Origin of the sequence: Actinomadura rubrisoli (assembly GCF_004349215.1) — a bacterium.
In the GTDB taxonomy this organism is placed as follows: Bacteria; Actinomycetota; Actinomycetes; order Streptosporangiales; family Streptosporangiaceae; genus Spirillospora; species Spirillospora rubrisoli.
Map to the genome: position 1 here is coordinate 1 of NZ_SMKU01000063.1, position 22,105 is coordinate 22,105.

27 protein-coding genes are annotated in these 22,105 nt (G+C 72.7%); 19 read left to right on the forward strand and 8 right to left on the reverse strand.

From position 1 onward, the window contains the following. Positions 1-18: 18 nt before the first annotated feature. Positions 19-1,677 carry an FAD-dependent oxidoreductase gene (locus E1298_RS14790; RefSeq protein WP_131893451.1) on the forward strand — a complete coding sequence of 553 codons (1,659 nt, stop codon included), beginning with the start codon at positions 19-21 and terminating at the stop codon, positions 1,675-1,677. After that, the gene (locus E1298_RS14795) at positions 1,674-3,101 is read left to right on the forward strand and encodes an ATP-binding protein (protein WP_131893453.1); all 1,428 of its coding nucleotides are present in this window, start codon (positions 1,674-1,676) and stop codon (positions 3,099-3,101) included. The genes E1298_RS14790 and E1298_RS14795 overlap by 4 nt, the downstream gene beginning before the upstream one ends. 15 nt (positions 3,102-3,116) lie before the next feature. On the opposite strand, the gene E1298_RS14800 is transcribed toward E1298_RS14795, so the two are convergent. Then, a complete protein-coding gene (locus E1298_RS14800; RefSeq protein ID WP_131893513.1) occupies positions 3,117-4,244 on the reverse strand; it encodes a winged helix DNA-binding domain-containing protein in 1,128 nt (375 codons plus the stop codon). Positions 4,245-4,367: 123 nt separating this feature from the next. On the opposite strand from E1298_RS14800, the gene E1298_RS14805 reads away from it, so the two are divergent. Next, the gene (locus E1298_RS14805; RefSeq protein WP_131893515.1) at positions 4,368-5,327 is read left to right on the forward strand and encodes a helix-turn-helix transcriptional regulator; all 960 of its coding nucleotides are present in this window, start codon (positions 4,368-4,370) and stop codon (positions 5,325-5,327) included. 75 nt (positions 5,328-5,402) lie between these two features. Here E1298_RS14805 and E1298_RS14810 read toward each other — a convergent pair whose 3' ends face one another. After that, a complete protein-coding gene (locus tag E1298_RS14810; RefSeq protein ID WP_131893455.1) occupies positions 5,403-5,777 on the reverse strand; it encodes a nitroreductase family deazaflavin-dependent oxidoreductase in 375 nt (124 codons plus the stop codon). A 191-nt stretch (positions 5,778-5,968) separates the two neighbouring features. Here E1298_RS14810 and E1298_RS14815 point away from each other — a divergent pair, with 191 nt between their 5' ends. Further along, positions 5,969-6,598, forward strand: coding sequence for a TetR/AcrR family transcriptional regulator (locus E1298_RS14815; protein WP_207944634.1), 630 nt, complete (start codon positions 5,969-5,971; stop codon positions 6,596-6,598). 25 nt (positions 6,599-6,623) lie between these two features. Here E1298_RS14815 and E1298_RS14820 read toward each other — a convergent pair whose 3' ends face one another. Beyond that, the gene (locus E1298_RS14820; protein ID WP_131893459.1) at positions 6,624-7,211 is read right to left on the reverse strand and encodes a TetR/AcrR family transcriptional regulator; all 588 of its coding nucleotides are present in this window, start codon (positions 7,209-7,211) and stop codon (positions 6,624-6,626) included. Between the two features lie 71 nt (positions 7,212-7,282). Here E1298_RS14820 and E1298_RS14825 point away from each other — a divergent pair, with 71 nt between their 5' ends. Further along, positions 7,283-8,110: a class I SAM-dependent methyltransferase gene (locus E1298_RS14825; RefSeq protein ID WP_131893461.1), complete on the forward strand. Its 828-nt coding sequence runs from the start codon at positions 7,283-7,285 to the stop codon at positions 8,108-8,110. An 11-nt stretch (positions 8,111-8,121) separates the two neighbouring features. Here the strand turns inward: E1298_RS14825 and E1298_RS14830 are convergent, their stop codons facing one another. The 3 genes from E1298_RS14830 to E1298_RS14840 all read right to left on the reverse strand — a co-directional run bounded on the left by E1298_RS14830 (position 8,122) and on the right by E1298_RS14840 (position 10,390). Beyond that, positions 8,122-9,528, reverse strand: a complete 1,407-nt coding sequence (locus E1298_RS14830; RefSeq protein ID WP_131893463.1) for an MFS transporter — start codon at positions 9,526-9,528, stop codon at positions 8,122-8,124. A gap of 111 nt (positions 9,529-9,639) precedes the next feature. Next, positions 9,640-9,969, reverse strand: coding sequence for an ArsR/SmtB family transcription factor (locus E1298_RS14835; protein ID WP_131893465.1), 330 nt, complete (start codon positions 9,967-9,969; stop codon positions 9,640-9,642). Next, on the reverse strand, positions 9,959-10,390 hold the full coding sequence (locus tag E1298_RS14840) for an SRPBCC domain-containing protein (RefSeq protein WP_131893467.1): 432 nt from the start codon (positions 10,388-10,390) through the stop codon (positions 9,959-9,961). The genes E1298_RS14835 and E1298_RS14840 overlap by 11 nt, the downstream gene beginning before the upstream one ends. 100 nt (positions 10,391-10,490) lie before the next feature. On the opposite strand from E1298_RS14840, the gene E1298_RS14845 reads away from it, so the two are divergent. Next, entirely contained in the window at positions 10,491-10,715 is a 225-nt protein-coding gene (locus tag E1298_RS14845) for a hypothetical protein (protein WP_243725593.1), read from the forward strand. A 6-nt stretch (positions 10,716-10,721) separates the two neighbouring features. Here the strand turns inward: E1298_RS14845 and E1298_RS14850 are convergent, their stop codons facing one another. After that, positions 10,722-11,087, reverse strand: a complete 366-nt coding sequence (locus tag E1298_RS14850; RefSeq protein ID WP_131893469.1) for an ArsR/SmtB family transcription factor — start codon at positions 11,085-11,087, stop codon at positions 10,722-10,724. 102 nt (positions 11,088-11,189) lie between these two features. Here E1298_RS14850 and E1298_RS14855 point away from each other — a divergent pair, with 102 nt between their 5' ends. The 4 genes from E1298_RS14855 to E1298_RS14870 all read left to right on the forward strand — a co-directional run bounded on the left by E1298_RS14855 (position 11,190) and on the right by E1298_RS14870 (position 14,680). Then, the gene (locus E1298_RS14855) at positions 11,190-12,782 is read left to right on the forward strand and encodes an FAD-dependent oxidoreductase (RefSeq protein ID WP_243725594.1); all 1,593 of its coding nucleotides are present in this window, start codon (positions 11,190-11,192) and stop codon (positions 12,780-12,782) included. A gap of 14 nt (positions 12,783-12,796) precedes the next feature. Then, the gene (locus tag E1298_RS14860) at positions 12,797-13,111 is read left to right on the forward strand and encodes an ArsR/SmtB family transcription factor (RefSeq protein ID WP_131893471.1); all 315 of its coding nucleotides are present in this window, start codon (positions 12,797-12,799) and stop codon (positions 13,109-13,111) included. A gap of 104 nt (positions 13,112-13,215) precedes the next feature. Beyond that, positions 13,216-14,217 carry an ACR3 family arsenite efflux transporter gene (gene arsB, locus E1298_RS14865; RefSeq protein WP_243725596.1) on the forward strand — a complete coding sequence of 334 codons (1,002 nt, stop codon included), beginning with the start codon at positions 13,216-13,218 and terminating at the stop codon, positions 14,215-14,217. A 61-nt stretch (positions 14,218-14,278) separates the two neighbouring features. Then, positions 14,279-14,680, forward strand: a complete 402-nt coding sequence (locus E1298_RS14870) for an arsenate reductase ArsC (protein ID WP_131893475.1) — start codon at positions 14,279-14,281, stop codon at positions 14,678-14,680. Between the two features lie 32 nt (positions 14,681-14,712). Here the strand turns inward: E1298_RS14870 and E1298_RS14875 are convergent, their stop codons facing one another. After that, positions 14,713-15,270: a TetR/AcrR family transcriptional regulator gene (locus E1298_RS14875; protein WP_131893477.1), complete on the reverse strand. Its 558-nt coding sequence runs from the start codon at positions 15,268-15,270 to the stop codon at positions 14,713-14,715. Positions 15,271-15,327: 57 nt separating this feature from the next. On the opposite strand from E1298_RS14875, the gene E1298_RS14880 reads away from it, so the two are divergent. From E1298_RS14880 to E1298_RS14920, 9 genes are all read left to right on the forward strand, one after another. Then, on the forward strand, positions 15,328-15,525 hold the full coding sequence (locus tag E1298_RS14880) for a hypothetical protein (RefSeq protein WP_131893479.1): 198 nt from the start codon (positions 15,328-15,330) through the stop codon (positions 15,523-15,525). Between the two features lie 111 nt (positions 15,526-15,636). Beyond that, a complete protein-coding gene (locus E1298_RS14885) occupies positions 15,637-16,233 on the forward strand; it encodes an RNA polymerase sigma factor (RefSeq protein WP_165975464.1) in 597 nt (198 codons plus the stop codon). A 302-nt stretch (positions 16,234-16,535) separates the two neighbouring features. Continuing rightward, on the forward strand, positions 16,536-17,144 hold the full coding sequence (sigM, locus tag E1298_RS14890; RefSeq protein WP_243725597.1) for an RNA polymerase sigma factor SigM: 609 nt from the start codon (positions 16,536-16,538) through the stop codon (positions 17,142-17,144). A 100-nt stretch (positions 17,145-17,244) separates the two neighbouring features. Further along, positions 17,245-18,177, forward strand: a complete 933-nt coding sequence (locus E1298_RS14895; RefSeq protein ID WP_131893483.1) for an aminoglycoside phosphotransferase family protein — start codon at positions 17,245-17,247, stop codon at positions 18,175-18,177. A 105-nt stretch (positions 18,178-18,282) separates the two neighbouring features. After that, positions 18,283-19,161, forward strand: coding sequence for a DUF4129 domain-containing protein (locus E1298_RS14900; protein ID WP_165975465.1), 879 nt, complete (start codon positions 18,283-18,285; stop codon positions 19,159-19,161). Beyond that, positions 19,158-19,640 (forward strand): hypothetical protein, encoded by a 483-nt coding sequence (locus E1298_RS14905; RefSeq protein WP_131893487.1) that lies wholly within the window; start codon positions 19,158-19,160, stop codon positions 19,638-19,640. The genes E1298_RS14900 and E1298_RS14905 overlap by 4 nt, the downstream gene beginning before the upstream one ends. Continuing rightward, positions 19,637-20,602, forward strand: coding sequence for an AAA family ATPase (locus E1298_RS14910; protein WP_131893489.1), 966 nt, complete (start codon positions 19,637-19,639; stop codon positions 20,600-20,602). The genes E1298_RS14905 and E1298_RS14910 overlap by 4 nt, the downstream gene beginning before the upstream one ends. Further along, positions 20,599-21,819 (forward strand): DUF58 domain-containing protein, encoded by a 1,221-nt coding sequence (locus tag E1298_RS14915; protein WP_131893491.1) that lies wholly within the window; start codon positions 20,599-20,601, stop codon positions 21,817-21,819. The genes E1298_RS14910 and E1298_RS14915 overlap by 4 nt, the downstream gene beginning before the upstream one ends. After that, on the forward strand, positions 21,816-22,094 hold the full coding sequence (locus E1298_RS14920; protein WP_131893493.1) for a hypothetical protein: 279 nt from the start codon (positions 21,816-21,818) through the stop codon (positions 22,092-22,094). The genes E1298_RS14915 and E1298_RS14920 overlap by 4 nt, the downstream gene beginning before the upstream one ends. Positions 22,095-22,105: the final 11 nt, after the last annotated feature.

Genomic DNA, 22,105 nt, shown 5'->3' on the forward strand with positions numbered 1-22,105 from the left:
GTGGGGGATACTTCGTTCATGAGCCTGCCGATCTTGCTGACCGTGGACGACGACCCGTCGGTGTCCCGGGCAGTCGCCCGTGACCTGCGGCGGCGCTACGGGCGGGAGCACCGCGTGATCCGGGCCGACTCGGGGCCTGAGGCCCTGGACGCGCTGCGGGAGATCAAGCTGCGGGGGGAGGCGGTCGCGGCGATCCTGGCCGACTACCGGATGCCGCGCATGGACGGTATCCAGTTCCTGGAGCAGGCGATGGACCTGTTCCCGCACGCCCGCCGCGCGCTGCTGACCGCCTACGCCGACACCGAGGCGGCCATCCAGGCGATCAACGTGGTGGACGTCGACCACTACCTGCTCAAGCCGTGGGATCCGCCGGAGGAGAAGCTGTACCCGGTGGTGGACGCGCTGGTGGAGACGTGGCGGGCGGTGGGGGAGCGGCCGGTCGAGGAGGTCAAGGTCGTCGGGCACCGCTGGTCCGAGCCGTCCTACCGCGTCCGGGACTTCCTGGCCCGCAACTCGGTGCCCTACCGCTGGTATTCGGTGGACGAGGCGGAGGGGCGGCGGCTCCTGGAGGCGGCCGGCGCCGGCGCCGACCAGATCCCGGTGGTCATCACGCCGGACGGGCAGGCGCTGTGCCGGCCGAGCGGCGCGGACATCGCCGCGGCGGCGGGGCTGTCCACCGAGCCGGCGTCGGAGTTCTACGACCTGATCGTGGTGGGCGGCGGGCCCGCCGGGCTGGGCGCGGCGGTCTACGGCGCGTCGGAGGGCCTGCGGACGGTCCTGGTGGAGAAGAAGGCCACCGGCGGCCAGGCCGGGCAGAGCTCGCGCATCGAGAACTACCTGGGTTTTCCGGACGGGGTGTCCGGCGCGCAGCTCACCGACCGGGCGCGGAGGCAGGCGCGCAAGTTCGGCGCCGAGGTGCTCACCGCGCGGGGCGTGGTGGGGCTGGAGGCGCGGGGTTCGGGACGGATAGTCCGGTTCGATGACGGCTCGGAGATCAGTGCCCACGCGGTGGTGCTGGCCACGGGCGTGATGTACCGGGCGCTGGAGGCGGCGGGCTGCGCCGATCTGACCGGCCGCGGCGTCTACTACGGGTCGGCGTCGACGGAGGCGCAGGAGTGCCAGGGCCAGGACGTCTACATCGTCGGGGGCGCGAACTCCGCCGGTCAGGCCGCGGTGTTCTTCTCCAAGCACGCCCGTTCGGTGACGCTGGTCGTCCGCGGCAAGGATCTGGAGCAGTCCATGTCGCACTACCTCATCGAGCAGATCCGGGGGATCGACAACATCCGCGTGCGGCTGCGGACGACGGTGACCGAGGTGCGCGGCGGTGAGCATCTCGAAGAGCTGACGCTGTGCGAGGGGGACGGCGGGGCGACCGAGACCGTTCGGTCAGAGCACATGTTCGTGTTCATCGGCGCCGCGCCGCACACCGACTGGCTGGGCGCCGCGGTGGCCCGCGACGATCACGGCTTCATCCGCACCGGTCCCGACCTGCTCTCGGACGGGGAGCGCCCGGCCGGCTGGCCCCTCGACCGGGATCCGCTCTACCTGGAGTCGTCGATCCCCGGCGTGTTCGTGGCGGGCGACGTCCGCGCCCAGTCGGTGAAACGGGTGGCCTCGGCCGTCGGCGAGGGTGCGATGGCGGTCACCCTCGTGCACAGGTACCTGGAGGAGCGATGAACGAGCAGTCCCTGGAGCCGGACGAGCTGCGCACCCTGTTCCTGTTCGAGGGGCTGTCGGACGAGCAGATCGGGTGGATCGCCGAGCACGGCCGGGTCGAGACGTTCCCGCAGGGGACGACCGTCGTCCGTGAGGGCGAGCCCGCCACGTGCTTCTACGTCCTGCTGTCCGGGACGCTGCGCATGACGCGGGCGGTGCGCGGCGAAGAGGTCGAGATGCACCGTTCCGACCAGCGCGGGGTCTACTGCGGTGCCACGCAGTTCTTCCTGGAGAAGCGCGACGAGCACCCCTACGGCGCCTCGGTGTACGCGCTCACCGACACCGCGTTCTTCCTGCTGCCCGCGGAGGAGCTCGCCGAGCGGTTCCGGGCCTGGTTCCCCATGTCCGCGCATCTGCTGGAGGGCATGTTCCTCGGCAGCCGCAACGCCCAGCTGGTGATCGGGCAGCGCGAGCGCCTGCTGGCCCTGGGCGCGCTGTCGGCCGGGCTGACCCACGAGCTGAACAACCCGGCCGCGGCGGCCGTCCGCGCGACGTCGTCCCTGCGCGAGCGGGTCGCCGGGATGCGGCACAAGCTGGCGCTGCTCGCCCGGCACGAGATCGAGCCCGGCCTGCTGGAGAAGCTGATCGACGTGCAGGAGACCCTCGTCAAGCGCGTCGCGAACGCGCCCGGCCTGACCGCGATGCAGGCGGCCGACCGCGAGGACGAGCTCACCGACTGGCTGGACGACCACGACGTCGCCGACGGCTGGGACCTGGCGCCGATCTTCGTGCCCGCCGGGATCACCGCGTCCGACCTGGACGAGGTCGGCGGCACCGTCGGGGAGGAGTTCCTCAACGCGGCGCTGCGGTGGCTGGGCTACGCCCTGGAGACCGAGACGCTGATGGGCGAGATCGAGGACGCCACCACGCGGATCTCCAAGCTGCTGGCCGCCGCCAAGCAGTACTCGCAGATGGACCGCGCCCCCCACCAGTGGATCGACGTGCACGACGGCCTGGACTCCACGCTGGTCATGCTCTCCGGCAAGATCGGGGCCGGGGTGCGCGTGGTGAAGGAGTACGACCGGTCGGTGCCGCAGGTCCCCGCCTACGCCGGGGAGCTGAACCAGGTCTGGACGAACCTGGTCGACAACGCCGTCGCCGCGATGGAGGGCCGGGGCACCCTCACCGTCCGGACGGCGGTGGAGAACGACCGGGTCATGATCGAGATCGGCGACACCGGGCACGGCGTCCCGCCCGAGAACCGGCAGCGGATCTTCGAGCCGTTCTTCACGACCAAGCCGGTCGGCGACGGCACGGGACTCGGTCTCGACATCTCCTGGCGGATCGTCGTCAACCGCCACCACGGCGACCTGCGCGTCCAGTCCGAACCCGGTGACACCCGCTTCCAGGTGCTGCTGCCGCTGACCGAGCAGCCCCACTCCTGACGGCCGCGCCTCGCCTCAGGCGTGGCCGCCCACCGTCACCGGGCCGATCGTCAGCTCCGGACGGCCTTCCAGGACGTGGGCGACCCGCTCGACCTGCCCGTCGAGTTCGGCCCGCTGCGCCCGGCTGAGCGTGACGAGCGGCTCCACGGTCACATCGATCCGGCGGCCCGATCGGCGCTGGTGCCACAGGCCCGCGACGACGCCGTCCACCAGCAGCGACTGGAAGTTGGCGCGCAGGACCCGCTCATGGGCACGTCCCGGATACAGCAGCTCCGGGGGCTGGTTCCCGACGCGGTAGGCGTAGCCGTCGAAGTACGGCAGGAGCCGGACGCCGCGCGGCGGGTCCGCCGGGAGGGACGTGTCTCCGCGTGCGACCCAGTTGGGCACGCCCTTCACCTCCACCGGTTCCAGGTCGAGCGAGGCGAACAGCTCCGCCGCCCACGGGACCGGCGCGTTCAGCCAGTGCGCGAACCGGGCGGGCGTCGCCGGACCGTACGCGTGCAGGTAGCACCGGACGAGATCACCCAGCGCCCCCGAGCCCTCGGCGGGACGGAACCCGGGGATCCGGCGGCGCGGGCTGGAGTAGGTGACCTTGCGGCCCCGAGCGGGCCCGAAGCACAGCGCGCCGCGCGTGCCCGCCGCTCCCATCGCCTGACGCCAGCGCGGCCAGAGCGTCTGGAACGCGGGCATCACCAGGTCACCGGCCCACGGCCCGGTCCGTCCGACCACGGCGTCGCCCAGCTCGTCGACGGTCAGGTCCTCTTCCTCCAGGCTCGCGCCGATCGCCGCGACGACCTCGTCGGTCTGCTCCGCCGTCATCCGCGCCGGGTCGGGGAAGGGGCTCGGCGGCGTCGGCAGCGCCGACAGCGCTCCCACCCACATCGGAAGATCGCGCGCGGGGAGCACGTGCACGGTTCCGCGGGGCCCGTACGTCTTGATCAGCGTCCCGTCGTCCCAGAGCGCCTTGCGCACGTCCGCGCGGGTGGCGCCCTCGGCGCGCAGCCCGATCCCCAGTTCGGCGGCGGACATCACCTGGGCGTGGACACCCGCCGTCCCCGCCACCACGTCGGCGAGCGCGGCCTTCGAGGGCACCGACAGCGCGTGCCGCTCCAACCGCCTCGCGCACACCTGCGTCCACGTCATGCTCGTCACGGTCACTCCTCCGCGGGCCAGGTCCGGAACCGGGACATTTTCATCGCCGGGAAGACCAAGGTTAGACGCCATACAGGTCAGGACTCGTCCTAGATGTCGGGCATCCTGGAGGGCATGGCGGACCCTTCGATCCGGTTGCTGAACCTGCTGTCGCTCTTGCAGACCCCGCGCGAATGGCCCGGCGGCGAGCTGGCCGACCGCCTCGCCGTCAGCGCCCGCACCATCCGGCGCGACATCGAGCGCCTCCGCGAGATCGGCTACCCCGTCGAGGCCACCAAGGGCCCCGAGGGCGGATACCGCCTGGTCGCCGGCACCGCGATGCCCCCGCTCCTGCTGGACGACGAGGAGGCCGTCGCGATCGCCCTCGGCCTGCGCACCGCCGCCGGGCATCCCGTGGACGGCATCGGGGAGGCGTCCGCCCGTGCCCTGGCCAAGCTCGAACAGGTCCTGCCGTCCCGGCTGCGGCACCGCGTCGGCTCCCTCGGCGCCGCGACCGTCCCCCTGTCCGCGGGCGGCGGCCCCACCGTCGACCCCGCCCACCTGGCGACTCTCGCGGCCGCCGCCGCCAACCGCGAACGCGTCCGCTTCGCCTACCGCGCCGGGGACGGCACCCGCACCCGCCGCCTCACCGAGCCGCACCGCATCGTCGCCGCAGGCCGCCGCTGGTACCTCATCGCCTACGACCTCGACCGCGACGACTGGCGGATCTTCCGCGCCGACCGCCTCGACGAGCCGCACCCCACCGGCCAGCGCCGCACCCCGCGCGAGTTGCCGGGCGGCGACGCCGCCGCGTTCCTCAAGAACAAGCTGTACTCCCTGGCGCCGTCGTACCACGCCGACGTCACCCTCCACATGCCCGCCGCCCAGGTGCTGGCCCGCTTCGGCGCGGCCCCGCACGAGGTCCGCCCGCTCGGCGACGACTCCTGCCTCCTCAGCGGCCACGCCGACACCCTTGAATGGCTCGCCGCCCGCCTGATCATGCTCGGCTGCGAGTTCGAGGTCCACGGCCCGCCCGAGCTCCTCGCCCACGTCCGAGCGCTGGCCGCCCGCGCCACCCGCGCGACCACCCCTTGACGCCCCGGCGCGGGCTGTCTCGGCGAGTCGCTCGTCCCGGGGGCCGAGGGCCGGCGCTGGACGGTGTGGTGATCGTCAGCCCGCGACCAGGTCCATACGGAGGAACTCGGTGATGCGGAGCAGCCTCGGCGGGCGTGCCACCTCGGCGGGGAGGGCCTGGAACGCCTCGTCCGTCCCGACCAGGCGGGGAGCGGCGAGCTCCACCTCCCGCCCGTCGACCCGGAGCCGCGCGCCGTCGGCCGCCAGAACGTTCTGCACCCAGTCCGAGCCCCGCCCGTACACCAGGACGAACAGGTAGCCACCGTCGACAGGGTGCGCGTCAAGAGGCGTGCGGTACGTCGCGCCGGAGACGCGACCGACGTGGGTCAGCACCGGCCACTTCCCTCCCGCGATCGCGCGAGGGTTGAACACCCGCTTGTTGACGTGCCCCCACCACCTCGGCATCGGCATCGGCATCTCCTTCTCCGCCCCGGTGGGGGCGCGTCGTGGGCCGGACGCTCGTCGAGCTGCCAGTCCGGGAAGGCTTACGCTCGTAAGGTTGGCTTACGTCCGTAAGGTTGGCTTACGTGTGTAAGGTTGTCAATACGTTCGTCCCTGGAGCCGCCGTGTCACCGTCACCGCAACCGCTCAGCCGAGGTCGCGTGCTGGAAGCCGCGATCCGGGTCGCGGATCGCGGCGGCGTGGAGGCGATCACGATGCGACGGGTCGCCCGGGAGCTGGGCGTGGAGGCGATGTCGCTCTACCACCACGTACCGAACAAGGACGCGATCCTCGACGGCGTCGTCGACGCGGTGTTCGCGGCGATCAAGCTGCCCAGCGCCGGGTGCGGCGATTGGCGCGACGCGATCCGTGCGCGCGCTTCGTCCGCGCGTGCGGTCCTGGCGCGGCACAGCTGGGCTCTCGGCCTCATGGACTCCCGTCGTGACCCCGGGCCGGCGACGCTGCGCCACCACGACGCCGTCCTCGGCGTCCTCCGGAAGGCGGGGTTCACGCTGCCGATGGCCGCGCACGCCGTCTCGCTCATCGACAGCTACATCGGCGGGTTCGTCCTCCAGGAGGCGAACCTGCCGATGACGACGCCGGACGAGCTCGGGGAGGTGGCCGGCGGCATCCTCGGGCATCTGGCGGCGGACGAGCTGCCGTACCTCACGGAGATGATCGTCGACCACGCGCTACAGCCGGGCTACGACCACACCAGCGAGTTCGGCTACGGCCTGGACCTGATCCTGGACGCGCTCGAAGCCCGCCGGATGCCCGACACCACCACGTGAGCCGCTGAGCGGCCTGTGGCGGTGGTCATCGCAGGACTCCGGCGATGACCGTCGTCACGACCTTGCAGACGGCGTCGGCCTCCGGCGGGGCGCCGCTCCGGTCGGCGAACAGCAGGTGCCCGCTGCCGATCAGGGTGGCGGCGAGGGTGTCGACGTCGGCATCGGCCGCGACGCGTCCCAGCTCGCGCTCGGCGGCGAGGTAGGAGGCGATCATGGACGCGGCCTCCGTCACGAGCGGGATGCCGGTCGGCGTCGTCCGGCGCAGCCGTGCGCGCAGCTCGTCCCGGAAGATGACGAGGCTGACGATCGCCACGGCGACCGACCCGAACAGGTCCGTCAGCGCACCGGTGAGGTTGCCGGCGACGGTGCCGGTCCCGGCGGAGCCGCGCAGGGCGGCGGCCTGGGCTTCGACGCGGGCGATGCGGTCCAGCACGAGGTCGGCGAGGAAGGCGTCGAAGTCGGCGAAGTGCCGGTGCAGGACGCCCTTGGCGCAGCCCGCCTCCGCGGTGACCGCCCGGCTGGTCAGCGCGTTCGGCCCGTCCCGGAGCAGGACGCGCTCGGCCGCCTCGAACAGCTGCTCGCGCACGTCCCGGAGGGCCACTCCCGTCGGCACCGCGCCTCCTCCACGCCTCGTCCGGCGCCCGCGCATTGACGAGTGGGCGCGCGCCCACTTAAGGTGGGCGCATGCCCACTATACCGCCGGAGCGACCTTCCGAGGCCGTGCCTGCCGAGGCCCATCAAGCCCGCCATATCGCGGAGTCGTTCGGTTCGGACGCCGAGCGCTATGACCGCACCCGTCCCCGCTACCCCGACGCCCTGGTGGAACGGATCGTCGCCGCGAACCCCGGACCCGACGTCCTCGACGTCGGCTGCGGCACCGGCATCGCCGCCCGGCAGTTCCAGGCGTCCGGCTGCCGCGTGTCCGGGGTCGATCCCGACGCGCGGATGGCCGGTTTCGCCCGCCGTCACGGGCTTGAGGTGGACGTGGCGACGTTCGAGGACTGGGACCCGGCCGGACGGGAGTTCGACGCGGTCATCGCCGGCCAGTCCTGGCACTGGGTGGACCCGGTCGCGGGAGCGGCCAAGGCGGCGCGAGTGCTGCGTCCCGGTGGGCGGCTGGCCGTGTTCTGGTATGTGTTCCAGCCCCCGTCCGACCTGGCGGAGACCTTCACCGAGATCTACCGGCAGGTGCTGCCGGACTCACCCTTGGGCCGCGGCGTGAATCCCGGCCTGGACACCTACTCTGCGTTCTTCACCAAGGCGGCCGACGGGATGCGGCAGGCGGGCGCGTTCGGCGACCCGGAGCAGTGGCGATTCGACTGGGACCGCCCCTACACCCGCGACGAGTGGCTGGAGCAGGTGCCGACCTTCGGCGGCCACAGCCTGGTCCCGCCGGCCGAGCTGGAAGCGCTGCTGACGGACATCGGCGCCGCCATCGACGCGGCGGGGGGCGGCTTCACGATGCATTTCACCGCCATGGTGGTCACCGCGGCGCGAACCGACGCCCCCTGACGGCCGTCGTCCTAGTTCGCGGCCAGTTCCTCTTCGGCCTGCGTCGGCACCGGGAGGTTTGTCACCGCAGGGAGATCGGCGCGTGGACGCAGGCCGAACCAGATGAGGACCACGCTGGCGAGCGTCACGGCCACGTCCACGCCCAGCGCGAAGTGGATGCCGGTCAGCTCGACGCTCCGCGTCGCGGCGACGGCGCCCAGGATCGGGATGCCGATGGTGATGGCCACCTGCTGGGTCATCGAGGTCAGGCCCGTGGCCAGGCCCTGCTCCCCGTCCGGCAGGCCCGAGGTCCCGGCCACGGTGTAGGCGACGATGCAGGTGACGTGCCCGAAGAACCCGATGAACAGCGCGGGGATCAGGACGGCGAGGGCCATCCGGTCGGAGCCGAGGAACACCAGCGGGAGCGTCGCCAGGCCCTGGACGGACAGGCCCGCGGCCAGGACCGCGCGGGTGCCCAGACGCCTGATGAACCGTCCGGCGATCACCCCGGCGGCCACGGACGCCAGGCCCGGGATGCCGAAGATCAGGCCGGTGGCCAGCGGGGAGAGGCCCAGGACCCGCTGGAGGTAGAGCGTGGTCAGGAAGATCATGGCGGGCTCCATCGTGAAGATCACGAGCCCCGCGTAGTTGCCCCACTTCACCGTGGGCCGCTTGAGGATGCGCACCGGGGCGAGCGGCGCGGGGGAGCGCAGCTCGATCGTCCAGAACGCGGCCAGCAGCAGCACGCCGGCGACGGCCGAGGGCAGGTTCTTCTCGATGATCGCGTAGATCACGGCCAGCAGGCCGCCGGTCACGGTCACGGCCCCGGGCAGGTCCAGCCTGACCCGGTCGGGCTGCCTGCTCTCGCCCACCAGGGCCGGGGTGATCAGGAGGATGACGACGGCGACCGGGACGTTGATGAAGAACGCGGCCCGCCAGCTCAGCAGGCTGACGAGCGTGCCGCCGACCAGCGCGCCGACGGTGAACCCGCCCGAGAGCAGCGCGCCGTTCAGGCCGAGGACGCGCTCGCGCATCGGCCCTTCGGCGAACATGGTGGTGAGCAGCGACAATCCCGCGGGGAGCGCCATCGCGGTGGCGAAGCCCTGCAGCGCCCGCGCGGTCAGGAGCATCTCGGGGTTGGACGCGAATCCGCCGAGCAGCGAGGCGCCGGTCAGCAGGGCCATTCCGGACAGGAACAGCCGGCGCCGCCCGAACAGGTCCGCCATCCGGCCGAACACCAGGGCGAAGCCGGCCGCGGGCAGCGCGTACGCGGAGGTGATCCAGGGGAGCGCGGTATCTCCCAGGCCGACGCCCGCGCCGACCTCCGGCAGCGCGACGTTCAGGATCGAGAAGTCGACGGACAGCATGAACCCGGCACCGAGCAGGACGAACAGGATCAGCCGCTGCCTGCCGCCGAAGCGAGGGGTCGTGTCGGTCATCAAGGGACAGTTCCTTCCTTTAAAGGCGCCGGACGGCGAGCGCGCCGTCCAGCGCCGGATCGCGGGCATGCTCGGCAGACCGCACCTCGGGTGCGGTGTGGTCGCGGGGATTCAGCCGTCGAGGTGGTCCTTCAGCGCGCCCAGCGGACCGTCCCAGTCGCGGGCCAGCGCGGCCAGGAACTGCTGCGCCACCTGCATCGGCGCGGAGCGGAGCCGGTACCGCACCCGGCGCCGCTCTCCCGGTTCCGCCGTCACCAGGCCGGCGTCGGCCAGCAGGTTCAGGTGCTTGGCGATGGCCTGCCGCGTGATCGGCAGGCGATCGGCCAGGTCCGTGGCCGTGGCCGGCCCCCCCGAGGCCAGCTCGGCCAGGATGGAGCGCCGGCTCGGATCGGCCAGCGCGATGAAGACCTGTTCGGCGACCGCCTCGATGTCAGACGGCATCGAGGTGGACGGCCAGCTCGCCCAGTTCGCTGGCCCAGCCCTCGGTGTGGGCGTCGTACGCCTTGCGGTGGGCGTCCTCAGGCAGCTGGGAGAAACCGGTCTCGACCACCGTCAGCCGCGTGCCCGTATCGACCGGTTCAAGGGTGAACTCCACATAGGTCCGGCGCGGATCGTCCTTGGGCAGCCCGTGGATCTGCCAGGTGAAGCCGAACACCGTCGGCTCCTCCACCCGCTCCACCCGCATGTCGACCGTGAACCCCTGGGCCCACTCCATCCGGGCGGCCCCACCCGGTCGCAGGTCGATCGTCGCCTCGTCGCCGAACCAGGCGCGCAGCCCCTCGGCCGTGGTGAGCGCCGTCCACACCTTGCCCGGCGGCTGAGCGACCTCCATGGTCCGCTCGATGCGATCGGGAAAGCCCATGACTACCTCCAGCTAGTAGCAACTGAACAGTTGCCACACTATGGCAACCAATTGGTTGCGTCAATGGGCCCCTTGGGATGGCCGTGTTGGGCGGGGACCGGTGTCAGCCGTCCCCGACAGCCTCACCCTGGTCTCCCCGGCCCGCCGCAGCGCCCTGCCCGGCGCGTCCTTCCCCGGCGACCCCGGCGGCTACCCGACCCGCGATGAGGTCGTCGCCTACCTGGCCGGCTACGCCGAACGCCTGGACGCCGACATCCGCACCGGACACCGCGTGATCAAGGTCGGCGCCGGCGCCCGGCACGTCCTGACCCGGCTCGGTGCGTAGGGCGGGTCAGGACGGGGTGAGCGCGGGCAGGGCGAACAGGCCGGAGAGCCGGGTGAGGCGTTCGGGGACGGCCCGGTAGTACACCCACGTTCCGCGCCGCTCGCCCTCGATCAGCCCGGCCTGGCGCAGGACCTTCAGGTGGTGGGAGATGGTCGGGGCGGACAGCTCGAACGGCACGGTCAGATCGCACACGCACGCCTCGCCGCCTTCGACCGAGGCGATCAGGTTCAGCAGCCGCAGCCGGACCGGGTCGGCCAGCGCTTTGAACACCGAGGCCAGCTCGGCCGCCTCGTCCTCGCCTAGCACCGGACCGCTCAGCGGGGCGCAGCACACCGGATCGGTGACGTCCTCAAGGTCCACCAACTTAGACATACATCTAATTTGACATCCATCGATCCAATGAAGCAAGCTGGCGACTGATTAGATGAACTTCGAAACAGCGAGTAGCCTTCGCGATCCGGACAGGGAGTCATCGTGAGCGAGAAGCCCGAACCGCAGGAGTCCGCCGCTTCGCCTGCGGGGAGCTGCTGCGGGGTCAGCGCCTGCTGTGGCGACAACGAGCGGGCCGTGCACCCGGACAAGACCGTTGAGCAGGCCAAGACCGACGCCGGCTGCGGCTGCCTGGACACCCGGGACAACGCCGGCGGGCTGCCGATCGTGGTGATCGGCGCCGGGCCGGTCGGCCTGGCCGCCGCCGCGCACCTGGCCGAACGCGACCTCGACTTCCTCGTCCTGGAGGCGGGCGGCACCGTCGGCGCCGCGATCGGTGAGTGGGGGCATGTCCGGTTGTTCTCGCCCTGGCGCTACGACACCGACGCCGCCGCCCGGCGGCTGCTGGAACCGACCGGCTGGAGCCCGCCCGACCCCGAAACCCTGCCGACCGGCGCCGAGTTGGTCCGCGACTACCTGACCCCGCTGGCGCGGGTGCCCGCGCTGGCCGGACGGATCCGTACCGGCACCCGGGTGGTCGCCGTCGCCCGCCACGGCGTGGACGTCACCCGTACCGTCGGCCGCCAGGACCACCCGCTGCTGGTCCGCACCGTCGGCCCGGACGGCACCGTCACCGATCTGGCCGCCCACGCGGTCATCGACGCCTCCGGCGCCTGGGGCCGCTCCAACCCGCTCGGCCACTCCGGCCTGCCCGCCCCCGGCGAGGATCAGGCCGTCTCGTATCTGACCGGCCCGCTTCCGGACGTGCTCGGACGCGACCGCGCGCGTTTCGCCGGCAAGCACGCCCTGGTGGTCGGGATGGGGCACTCGGCGGCCAACACCCTGCTCGCTCTCGCCGAGCTCGCCGCGGCCGAGCCCGGCACCCGCATCACCTGGGCCGTGCGCGGCACCTCGGTCGCCCGCCTGTACGGCGGCGGCGACGCCGACGGCCTGCCCGCCCGCGGCGCGCTCGGCACCCGCCTCAAGGCCGCCGTGAACGACGGCGAGATCGACCTGGTCCGCGGCTTCACCATCACCGGCCTCACCGCGCCCGAAGGCGGACCGGCGGCCGGGCCCGTCCAGGTCACGGGCCGGACCTTGGACGGGACGCGCGTCCTTGAGGCCGACACCGTGGTGGCGGCCACCGGGTTCCGGCCCGACCTGGACATGCTGCGCGAGGTCCGCGTCGAGCTGGATCCCGCCATCGAGGCGCCGGTCCGGCTCGCCCCGCTGATCGACCCCAACGTCCACAGCTGCGGGACTGTCCCGCCGCACGGCGAACGCGACCTCGCCCACCCCGAGCCCGGCTTCTACCTGGCCGGCGCCAAGAGCTACGGCCGCGCCCCCACCTTCCTGCTGGCCACCGGGTACGAGCAGGTCCGCTCCATCGTCGCTGCCCTCGCCGGAGACCGGCAGGCCGCCGACACCATCCAGCTCGACCTGCCCCAGACCGGCGTGTGCTCCACCAGCCCGGTCACCGAAGACCCCCTGCCCGGCACCTCCGCCGAGCAGAGCGAGGGATGCGGCGCCTCCTGCTCCACCGAGCCCGCCGAACCGGTGAACGCGGCCGCAGGCCAGGCCCTTCCGGTCGTCCAGGCGGAGACGGAAGAGGGAATGGCTCGCGGATTCTTCGGCTGATAACGTATTAGCCCATGGTGATGTCAGTCGAGAATGATGTGCTTCGGGCGCTGGCCGACCCGCTGCGCGCCCGCATCGTGCAGTTGTTGGCGGGTGAGGCGCTGTGCACCTGCCACCTGGTCGCCGAGACCGGGGCCAGGCAGACCAACATCTCCAATCATCTGCGCGCGCTGCGTGAGGCCGGGCTGGTGGACACCGAGCCCTGTGGCCGCTTCACCTACTACCGGCTGCGTCCCGAGGCGCTGGACGATGCCGCGGCCCAGCTCGCGGGGTTGGCCGAGGCCGCACGGCAGGTGGCCGCGAACGAGCGAAAGAGGCCCTGCACGTGACCAGCCTCAAACAGGCGCGCGCCACCGCCGGCCGCGATGGGCCCAGCGTGGTCGCCGGCCTGTCGCACCTGGACCGCTTCCTGCCGGTGTGGATCATCGCGGCGATGGCGCTCGGGCTGGGCGTCGGGCGTGCCGTCCCCGGCCTGGACGACGCGCTCAGCAAGGTGGAGATCGGCGGGATCTCGGTCCCGATCGCGCTCGGCCTGCTGGTCATGATGTACCCGGTACTGGCCAAGGTCCGCTACGACCGGCTCGACACCGTCACCGGCGACCGCCGCCTCATGCTCTCCTCGCTGGTACTGAACTGGCTCGTCGGCCCGGCGGTGATGTTCGCGTTGGCCTGGGTCTTCCTGCCCGACCTGCCCGAGTACCGCACCGGGCTGATCATCGTGGGGCTGGCCCGCTGCATCGCCATGGTCATCATCTGGAACGACCTGGCCTGCGGCGACCGCGAGGCCGCCGCCGTGCTGGTCGCGCTCAACTCGGTGTTCCAGGTCGCCGCGTTCGGCGTCCTCGGCTGGTTCTACCTGCACCTGCTGCCGGGCCTGCTCGGCCTGGACACCGACGACGTGCACTTCTCCACCGGCAAGATCGTGGTCAACGTGCTGGTGTTCCTCGGCGTCCCGCTGCTGGCCGGCTACCTCACCCGGCGCCTGGGCGAGAGGGCCCGCGGCCGCGAGTGGTACGAGGCGCGGTTCCTGCCGCGCATCGGCCCGGTCGCGCTGTACGGGCTGCTGTTCACCATCGTGGTCCTGTTCGCCCTGCAAGGGAAGACGATCACCTCCCAGCCCGCCGACGTCGTCCGCATCGCCGTCCCGCTGCTGGCCTACTTCGCGCTGATGTGGGTCGGGGCTTTCGCTCTGGGGTGGGGTGTCCGGCTTCCCTACCCGCGCACCGCGACCCTGGCCTTCACCGCCGCCGGCAACAACTTCGAGCTGGCCATCGCGGTCGCGATCGGCACCTTCGGCGTCACCTCCGGGCAAGCCCTCGCCGGAGTCGTCGGGCCGCTGATCGAAGTCCCCGTCCTGGTCGCCCTGGTGTACGTGTCCCTGCGGCTACGCCGCCGGTTCCCGTCCTCCGCGCAAGGTAAGGCGAGTCGAGAATGACCGCCTTGTGGCCGATGCTCGTCACCGACCTGCTCATTCCGCCCGACCCGCGAGGACTCTGATGCCTGACAAGCCCACCGTGCTGTTCGTCTGCGTCCACAACGCCGGACGTTCTCAGATGGCCGCCGCCTACCTCACCCACCTCGCCGGCGACACCGTCGAGGTCCGCTCCGCCGGATCGGCGCCCGCCGACCAGGTCAACCCCGCCGTCGTGCAGGCCATGGCCGAAGAGGGCATCGACATCTCCGCCGAGATCCCCAAGGTCCTCACCACCGACGCCGTGCGGGCATCCGACGTCGTCATCACCATGGGCTGCGGCGACACCTGCCCGGTCTTCCCCGGCAAGCGCTACCTGGACTGGACCCTCGACGACCCCGCCGGGCAAGGCGTCGACGCCGTCCGCCCCATCCGTGACCAGATCCGCACCCGCATCGAGAAGCTCGCCGCCGAACTCATCGCCTGACCACCACCCGCCGCCGTAGCCGGCGTGGAGCGTCATGACGGCAGGAAGATGGCGGTCGCCTCGTCGGCGAGTACGGCGGAGTGCGAGGCGTCCGGGTCGGTCTGTGCCAGGTGCAAGAGTCCGAGGATGGCCGCGTAGGCGACCCGTGCCCGGGACGCCGCCCGGTCCGGCGGCAGGCCGAGCTCGCCGTAGGTACGGGCCAGGAGTTCCAGCCGAGCCTGGTTCACCCGGCGAACCGCGTCCCCGACCCGGGGGTCGTTGCGGTCGCCGAGCAGGCTCAGGTGCACCGACGGCGCCAGCGGCTGGACGGCCTGGACGACGGCGGTGAGCAGCTCGCGCAGCCGCCGTGCCGGATCGGCGATCACGGCGAACTCGGTGAGCCCCTCGTCGCCGTGACTTCGCACCCACTCCGCGAGTGCCGCCGTGATCAGCTCGTCCCGGTTCCGGTAGTGCGCGTAGAAGCTGCCCTTGGTCACGCCGAGCGTCCGCGCCAGCGGTTCGACGGCGACCGCGGCCAGCCCGCCGTTCGCGATCGCCTTCAGCGCGGCCCTCGGACCCGTCGGCGGACCCCTATGAGCTGCGGTTTTCACGTCTGTGCGGGGTCAGCCACCTTCGTTGAGAGACAACGACGAGGAGAGGACGCCGCTGTGGACCAGGACGAGATCGTCTCGCGCGGCCCGGAAGGGCGAGGGCCGTCGCGGGATGTGGCCGGGGTTCTGATGCTGGTGAACGGGGTGGTCGCGGCGATCGGCGGGGCGTATGTCACCACCGGCTCGCTGGCGGTCACGGTGCTGGCGGGCGCGGCCGCGCTGGTGCTGGCCGTCCTGGTGGTCAGGAAGCGGTGATGACTGGTTCCGGCCGGAGCCCTTGTGCCCGATTCAGGCTCCGGCCGGAGGCGCCGCAAGGAAAAGTGAGAGCACCCAAAGCCTCCTTGGAGATTGGAGGGTAGGCAGCTGGTGCACGACGAACGCTCCAGACCACCGCCCGGCCCGGCACAGGGCTCGCCTTCGGCCGTGCAGCCGCAGGTTCCCCGGTGGTTCTCGGACCTGTATCCGAGCGAGTTCCGCGCCCTGGTCAAAGTGGCTCTGGTCAAAGGGGCGACTCTTGACGAGGCGCAGGACGCCGCGCAGGCGACCCTCACCGAGTTGCTCACGCACGTCATGGCCGGCCGGCTGATCGCCCATCCGCGCGCGTGGGCGCGCAAGGCGCTGTGGAGCAACTTCATCGGCCCCCGTGAACGGGACCGCAGGCATCTGCGTCGAATGATCGAAGGCGGCTGCGCCGTGGCCGAGGCGGAGACGCACGATGCGCTCAGCGTGTGGGAGGACGAGCAGGCCATCGAGCCGTTGCTGGCGCTGCTCACCCCGGCGCAGCGCGAGGTGATGGACTGCGTGCTGGACGGTCTCGGCACCGCCGAGATCGGCGAGCTCCTCGGCAAGAAGCCGGCCACTATCCGGAAGAACCTCCAACTGGCCCGGGACAAACTCAAACCGCTGCTGAACCACGAGCCCGCGTCACCACCGCCGGACCCTGGGGAGGAGGACACGCTGTGAACACCGACCCCGGTCATGTCCCTGAGGATGCCTCCCGGCACGGCGCGGCCCGAGAGATGGCCGACTACCTGGACGCCATCGACGCGGTCGTCGAGGCGCACATCACCGACGCGGTGGTGGCCGATCGCCTGGCCCAGACCGTCCACCAGGCCCAAACCTGGTCAATCGACCCCGCCCCCTCCGTCAACGAGGAGAGTGCGCCAGCGGCACGGATGGTCTTCTCACGGCCGGTTCGTGGTGTGCCCGTCGTTGGCAGCCGGCCCGTCCCTGCTTCAAGCAGGTCCTCCGTGACCGAGCACACGCTGCTTGCCCGGCCGCGTGTGGACGAGGTGCCCGACAAGGAGCTCATCGCCCGGCACGTCCAGGGGGACCCGCACGCGTTCGCTGAACTGGTGCACCGGCACCGCGACCGGATGTGGGCCGCGGCGCTGCGGACGCTCGGGGATCCCGAGGAGGCGGCCGACGCACTGCAGGACGCCTGCCTCTCGGCGTTCCGGGCCGCCGGACGGTTCCGCGGTGACGCCGCCGTCACCACCTGGCTGCACCGGATCGTGGTCAACGCCTGCCTGGACCGGATCAGGCGCAAGTCCGTCCGTCCGGCGACGCCGATGGGCGACGACGCCACCTTCGAAGCCGCCGCGCCCAAGATGCCCGACCCGACCGACGCGCACGGGGTGTCCCTCGATGTCCGCGCCGCGTTGCTGCACCTGCCGGTCGAGCAGCGCGCGGCACTGGTTCTGGTCGACCTGATGGGCTGCTCCGTGGACGACGCGGCGCAGATGCTGGAGGTCCCCCCGGGGACGATCAAGAGCCGTTGCGCCCGGGGACGGGCGCGGCTCGCGCCACTTCTCGTCCAACACCGGAACCGGCATGACGCCAGAGGCATGGAAGGAGGCGGTTCGCCCGGCTGACACCGTCGCGCCGTGAGGCCCCGGGTGGGGACGCGTTCGGCCGAGCAGGCATGCTTGGCCGTGACCGAGCACCCGAGACCAGGCGAAGGAGACCCTTTCCTTGAGCACCCCGACTCTGATCGACGTCCCCGAAGCGTTCGCCGCGGCGTATGGCGGGAACAGTGTCGAGGCGCGTGCCTGGGTCGCCGAGCTGCCCCGCCTCGGGGGCGAGTTCCTGGAACGCTGGGGATTGCGGCGCGACGGCCCGGCCGCCTATGGCATGGCCTCGCTGGTGCTGCCCGTGCTCCGGGCCGATGGGACGCCCGCCGTCCTCAAGCTCCAGCAGCTCCGGGAGGAGACCGCCGGTGTCGCGGCCGGCCTGCGGGCGTGGGACGGCGACGGCATCGTGCGCCTGCTCGACGATGACGCCGAGAGCTGCACCCAGCTGCTGGAGCGGCTGGACGCGACCAGGCCGCTGTCCTCGATGGCGGACGACGACGCGGCCGTGCAGGTGCTGGCCGAGCTGATGGCGCGCCTGACCTCGGTGCCGGCCCCGGCGGGGATGCGGCGGCTGGCCGACATCGCGGCCGCCATGCTCGACGAGGTCCCGCGGGCGGTGCCGGCGCTGCGCGACCCCGCCGAGCGGCGTCTGGTGCGGACCTGCGCGTCCGCCGTGGACGAGCTGATCGGCGAGTCCGGCGACCGCCTGCTGCATTGGGATCTGCACTACGACAACGTCCTGGCGGGGGAGCGGGAGCCGTGGCTGGCCATCGACGCCGAACCGCTGGCCGGAGATCCCGGATTCGACCTGCTGCCGGCGCTGGACAACCGGTGGGACGAGGTGCTGGCGACCGGCGACACCGGGCGCGCGGTGCTCCGCCGTTTCGATCTGCTGACCGAGGTGCTCGGTCTGGACCGGCAGCGGGCCACGGGCTGGACGCTCGGCCGCGTCCTGCAGAACTCGCTGTGGGACATCGAAGACGGCAAGACCGCGCTGGACCCGGTCCAGGTCGCCATCGCCACCGCCCTGCTGAACCGTTCGGCGCGCACGTAGGCGGCTGAGGGCCATCGGCCAGGACCGGCCAGCCCTCGCCCGCCCGGCCTCCCGATCATGTCGGCACAATCGGGGACGGGAGAGGCCGCGGCGAGAGCGGGCGACATGCTTCGTGGCAACGGCCGGATCGATCTCCGGCGGCTCACGGCGGTCGGAGTTCTTCTCGTGCTGGCCGGGCTCGCCTTCGCGCTGCGCCGCGACCACGGCGTCCCGGGTGTCCCCGCCGACCGGTCCGATGGGGCGGTCGGCGGTGCGCTGGTCCTGGTGGTCGCCTGCTGGGTGGCCGCCTACCTGGTCCTGGCGAGGACGGTGCGGTCGAGGCGCGCGGCCCTCGCCTTCTCCACGTCCGCGTTCGGCGCCGTCGCCGTGGTGGTGATGATCTCCGCGCGGCCCTCCACGTCGCCGTCCGTCGAATGCGAGGAGGGCCTTGCTCCGGGCTGCGGGGAGGTGTCGAAGCCGACGCCATCGGTCTCCGTCTCTCCGGTCACCGAGTCGCCCCGTCCGCACCTGTCGGGGACGGTTCCCCTCGGGGCCCTGCTGGTGGGGACGGCCCTGGCCGCTGTGATCGTCGGAGTCGTGATCGCCGTGCTCGGTCACCGCGGCCGGCGGCGGGGCCGTGAGGCGGAACCGGTGGGCGAGGAGTCCCGTTCGGCCGCGCTGCGGACGGCCGTCGAGGCGGCCGGATACGCGCTGCGCGGCGGCGGCGCTCCCCGGGAGGCCGTGATCGCCTGCTACGCGGCGATGGAACAGGCCCTCGCCCAGGCGGGCGCCGGGCCCAGACCGTCCGACAGTCCCGCCGAGGTGCTCACCAGAGCCGCCGCCGGGGGCCTCATCCGCGGTGAGGACGCCGAGACTCTGACAGCGCTGTTCCGGCGGGCCCGCTTCAGCCGCCACACCGTCACCGAACACGACGTGCGGCGGGCGCGGGAGGCCCTCGCCGCCGTCCGCGACGATCTGGGCGGTGTGCTCGGGGAGGTGCCGTGAACCGCGTCCACCTCGTCGCTTTGGGCGTGCCGGTGGCCGTCGGCGTCGGCGCGGTGGCGGCCGGGGCGGAGGGCGCGCTGGCGGCGGCGACGGGCCTGGCGGTCGTCGCGATGGCCGCCGCCTGGCTGACGGTCGTGCGGGCGCCCCGGCCCCAGGCCGGGCATGACGCGCCCGCGCCGGATCCGCTCGCCGCGTTCGTCACGTACCGGAAGATCGAGTCGTCTCTCAGGTGGGCGGGCACCTCCCAGGCGCACTACGACCGGATCGTGCGCCCGCTCCTGTCGCGGCTGCTCGCGGAGCGGCTGCTGGAGCGCCGCGGCGTCGACATGGCGGCGCGGCCCGATCTCGCCCGCGACATCGTGGGCCCCGAACTGTGGCCCTTCTTCGACCCGGCCGCCGCCGGTGCCGGAGACGATCGGCGGCGCGGGGTCGGCGACGACGTCCTGCGCCGCCTCGTGGAAAGGCTGGAGGAGACATGACGTTAAGCCCCGGACAAGCGGGGGAGCAGGCGCGGCTCGTCCTGGACGAGGTGGAGCGCGCCGTCGTCGGCAAGCGCCCCGTCCTGGAACAGATCCTGTGCGGCATCCTCGCGGGCGGGCACGTGCTCATCGAGGACTTACCCGGGCTCGGCAAGACGCTGGTCGCCCGCTCGTTCGCGACGGTCCTCGGGCTCGGCTTCACCCGGATCCAGTTCACCCCGGACCTGCTGCCCGCGGACGTGACGGGCGCGCCCGTCTACGACCCGCGCGCCGGCGACTTCGAGTTCCGGCCGGGGCCCGTCTTCACCAACCTCCTCCTCGCGGACGAGATCAACCGCACCCCGCCCAAGACCCAGGCGGCGCTGCTGGAGGCCATGGCCGAAGGCCAGGTGAGCATCGACGGCGTGACGCACGCGCTGCCCCGCCCGTTCGTCGTGCTGGCCACCGACAACCCGATCGAGTACGAGGGCACCTATCCGCTGCCCGAGGCCCAGCTCGACCGGTTCCTGCTGCGCGTGCGGGTCGGCTACCTGCCCGCCGAGGACGAGACCGAGCTGCTGCGCCGCCGCCTCGCCGGGGGCGGGCGGCCCCCTCGGCTCGAACCGGTGGCCGACGCGGCCGGGGTCCTGGCGATGCGGGACGCCCTCGAACGCGTCGAGGTGGACGACGACCTGCTCGCCTACGTCGTCCGGCTGCTCGCCGCGACCCGCGGCCACCCGCAGGTGCTGGTGGGCGCCAGCCCGCGCGGCGGCCTCGGCCTCGTGGGGCTGGCGCGCGCCCGCGCGGTGTTCGCCGGGCGCGACTTCGTCGTCCCCGAGGACGTCAAGGGCATCGCCGTGTCCGCCCTCGCGCACCGCATCAGCCCGCGTCCCGAGCTGTGGGTGCGCCGCGTCACCGGGGACGACCTCGTCGCCGAGATCCTCGACGAGGTTCCCGCGCCCCGCGTCGAGACCGTCCGATGAACCGGCACACCCTCCACTGGCGTGCCTCGCCGCACGCGGTCCGGCTGGCCCTGGTCGCGCTCCTGGCCATCGTCGCGGCCCTGGTCACCGCGGAGGGCGCGGCCCTGGTCGTCGCCGTGCCTCCGTTGGTGCTGCTGGCCGCCGCCCGGCGTCCCGCGGTCTCCACGCTGGACGCGGAGTGGCGCCTGAGCACCGACCGGTGCTTCGAGGGCGAGACCGTGGAATTGCACCTGGTCGTGCGCGCCGCCGACCGGCTCGACCAGCTCGGCCTCACCCTCGTGCCCGGATCGGTCAAGCTCCTCGGCCCGGGCGCGGTCACCGTGACCGACGGCTCGTGGGCCGAGGCGACCTGGACGGTCGGCGTCGAGCGGTGGGGCCGCCGGTCCGTCGGGACGATCGAGATCACCTGCCTGGGAGCCGGGCGCACCCGCCGGGCGGTGCTGTCGCTCCCCGCCGGAGAGCTCGGGGTCTTCCCGGCCGCCGACGCGTCGCGGTCCGGCGTCCGCCCCGCGGACCTGCTCGCGCGCATCGGCGATCACATCAGCCGCGTCGCCGCCGAGGCGGTCGAGTTCACCGGGATCCGCCCGTACGTCCCGGGGGACCGGCCGCGGCGCGTCAACTGGGCGGTCAGCTCCCGGCGCGGCGAGCTGCACGTGAACCAGCAGTCGGCCGAACGGGCCGCCGACGTGGTCGTCCTGCTCGACACGCTCTCGGAGGCCGGCTCGCCGGGCGACACGACGCTCGACCGGGCGGTGCGCGGCGCCGCCGCGGTGGTCCGGGCCCAGCTGCGCCGGGCGGACCGGGTCGGGATCGTCGTCCTCGGCAGCCGCATCCGCTGGCTGCGCCCCGACCTCGGGGAACGCCACTTCTACCGGATCGTCGAGGCGGTGCTGGACGCCTGGCGCGAGCCGGGCTACCGGCGGCCCCACGTGACACGCATCCCGCCTCCCGCGCTGCCGCCCGGCACGCTGGTCCTGGTGTTCTCGCCGCTGCTCGACCACGACGCGATCGAGGTGGTCCGCAACCTGCGGGAACGCGGCTTCGAGACGATCGTCGTGGACGTGCTCCGCGAGGAGCCCCCGGTGGCGGCCGACGACCTGGCCCTGCGGCTCTGGCGACTGGAGCGCGCCGTCCTCGTCCGCCGCATGGCCGACCTGGGCATCCCCGTCGTCCCGTGGACGGGACCCGACACGCTGCGCACAGGCCCCCGCCGATGACGACCCTGCTCCTGACCGGCGCCGCCTACCTGGTGACCCTGGCCCTGCTGGCCGTCGAACTCCATGAGACCGCTCCCAGCGACCGGCGTGCGTGGCTGCGCCAGCAGGCCCCGCCGCTCGTGTGGACGGTGCCGGTCACCGCCGCCGTCGCGCTCTTCACCCTCGCCGACACCACGCCGTTGCACGACCGCGCGGCTTGGGCGGTGGTCATCGCACCCGCCGCCACCACCGCCGCCTTCCTGATCGCGCTCGGGGTCCGCAGGCGCCGCACCTGAGCGCGCTTAGG

What these genes read in the sequence shown, in the direction of transcription:
- E1298_RS14790 (WP_131893451.1), top strand. Translation starts at nt 19, where the DNA reads ATGAGCCTGCCGATCTTGCTGACCGTGGACGACGACCCGTCGGTGTCC.
- E1298_RS14795 (WP_131893453.1), top strand. Translation starts at nt 1,674, where the DNA reads ATGAACGAGCAGTCCCTGGAGCCGGACGAGCTGCGCACCCTGTTCCTG.
- E1298_RS14800 (WP_131893513.1), bottom strand. Translation starts at nt 4,244, where the DNA reads ATGACGTGGACGCAGGTGTGCGCGAGGCGGTTGGAGCGGCACGCGCTG.
- E1298_RS14805 (WP_131893515.1), top strand. Translation starts at nt 4,368, where the DNA reads ATGGCGGACCCTTCGATCCGGTTGCTGAACCTGCTGTCGCTCTTGCAG.
- E1298_RS14810 (WP_131893455.1), bottom strand. Translation starts at nt 5,777, where the DNA reads ATGCCGATGCCGAGGTGGTGGGGGCACGTCAACAAGCGGGTGTTCAAC.
- E1298_RS14825 (WP_131893461.1), top strand. Translation starts at nt 7,283, where the DNA reads ATGCCCACTATACCGCCGGAGCGACCTTCCGAGGCCGTGCCTGCCGAG.
- E1298_RS14830 (WP_131893463.1), bottom strand. Translation starts at nt 9,528, where the DNA reads ATGACCGACACGACCCCTCGCTTCGGCGGCAGGCAGCGGCTGATCCTG.
- E1298_RS14835 (WP_131893465.1), bottom strand. Translation starts at nt 9,969, where the DNA reads ATGCCGTCTGACATCGAGGCGGTCGCCGAACAGGTCTTCATCGCGCTG.
- E1298_RS14840 (WP_131893467.1), bottom strand. Translation starts at nt 10,390, where the DNA reads ATGGGCTTTCCCGATCGCATCGAGCGGACCATGGAGGTCGCTCAGCCG.
- E1298_RS14850 (WP_131893469.1), bottom strand. Translation starts at nt 11,087, where the DNA reads ATGTCTAAGTTGGTGGACCTTGAGGACGTCACCGATCCGGTGTGCTGC.
- E1298_RS14860 (WP_131893471.1), top strand. Translation starts at nt 12,797, where the DNA reads ATGGTGATGTCAGTCGAGAATGATGTGCTTCGGGCGCTGGCCGACCCG.
- arsB (WP_243725596.1), top strand. Translation starts at nt 13,216, where the DNA reads ATGGCGCTCGGGCTGGGCGTCGGGCGTGCCGTCCCCGGCCTGGACGAC.
- E1298_RS14870 (WP_131893475.1), top strand. Translation starts at nt 14,279, where the DNA reads ATGCCTGACAAGCCCACCGTGCTGTTCGTCTGCGTCCACAACGCCGGA.
- E1298_RS14900 (WP_165975465.1), top strand. Translation starts at nt 18,283, where the DNA reads ATGCTTCGTGGCAACGGCCGGATCGATCTCCGGCGGCTCACGGCGGTC.
- E1298_RS14910 (WP_131893489.1), top strand. Translation starts at nt 19,637, where the DNA reads ATGACGTTAAGCCCCGGACAAGCGGGGGAGCAGGCGCGGCTCGTCCTG.
- E1298_RS14915 (WP_131893491.1), top strand. Translation starts at nt 20,599, where the DNA reads ATGAACCGGCACACCCTCCACTGGCGTGCCTCGCCGCACGCGGTCCGG.
- E1298_RS14920 (WP_131893493.1), top strand. Translation starts at nt 21,816, where the DNA reads ATGACGACCCTGCTCCTGACCGGCGCCGCCTACCTGGTGACCCTGGCC.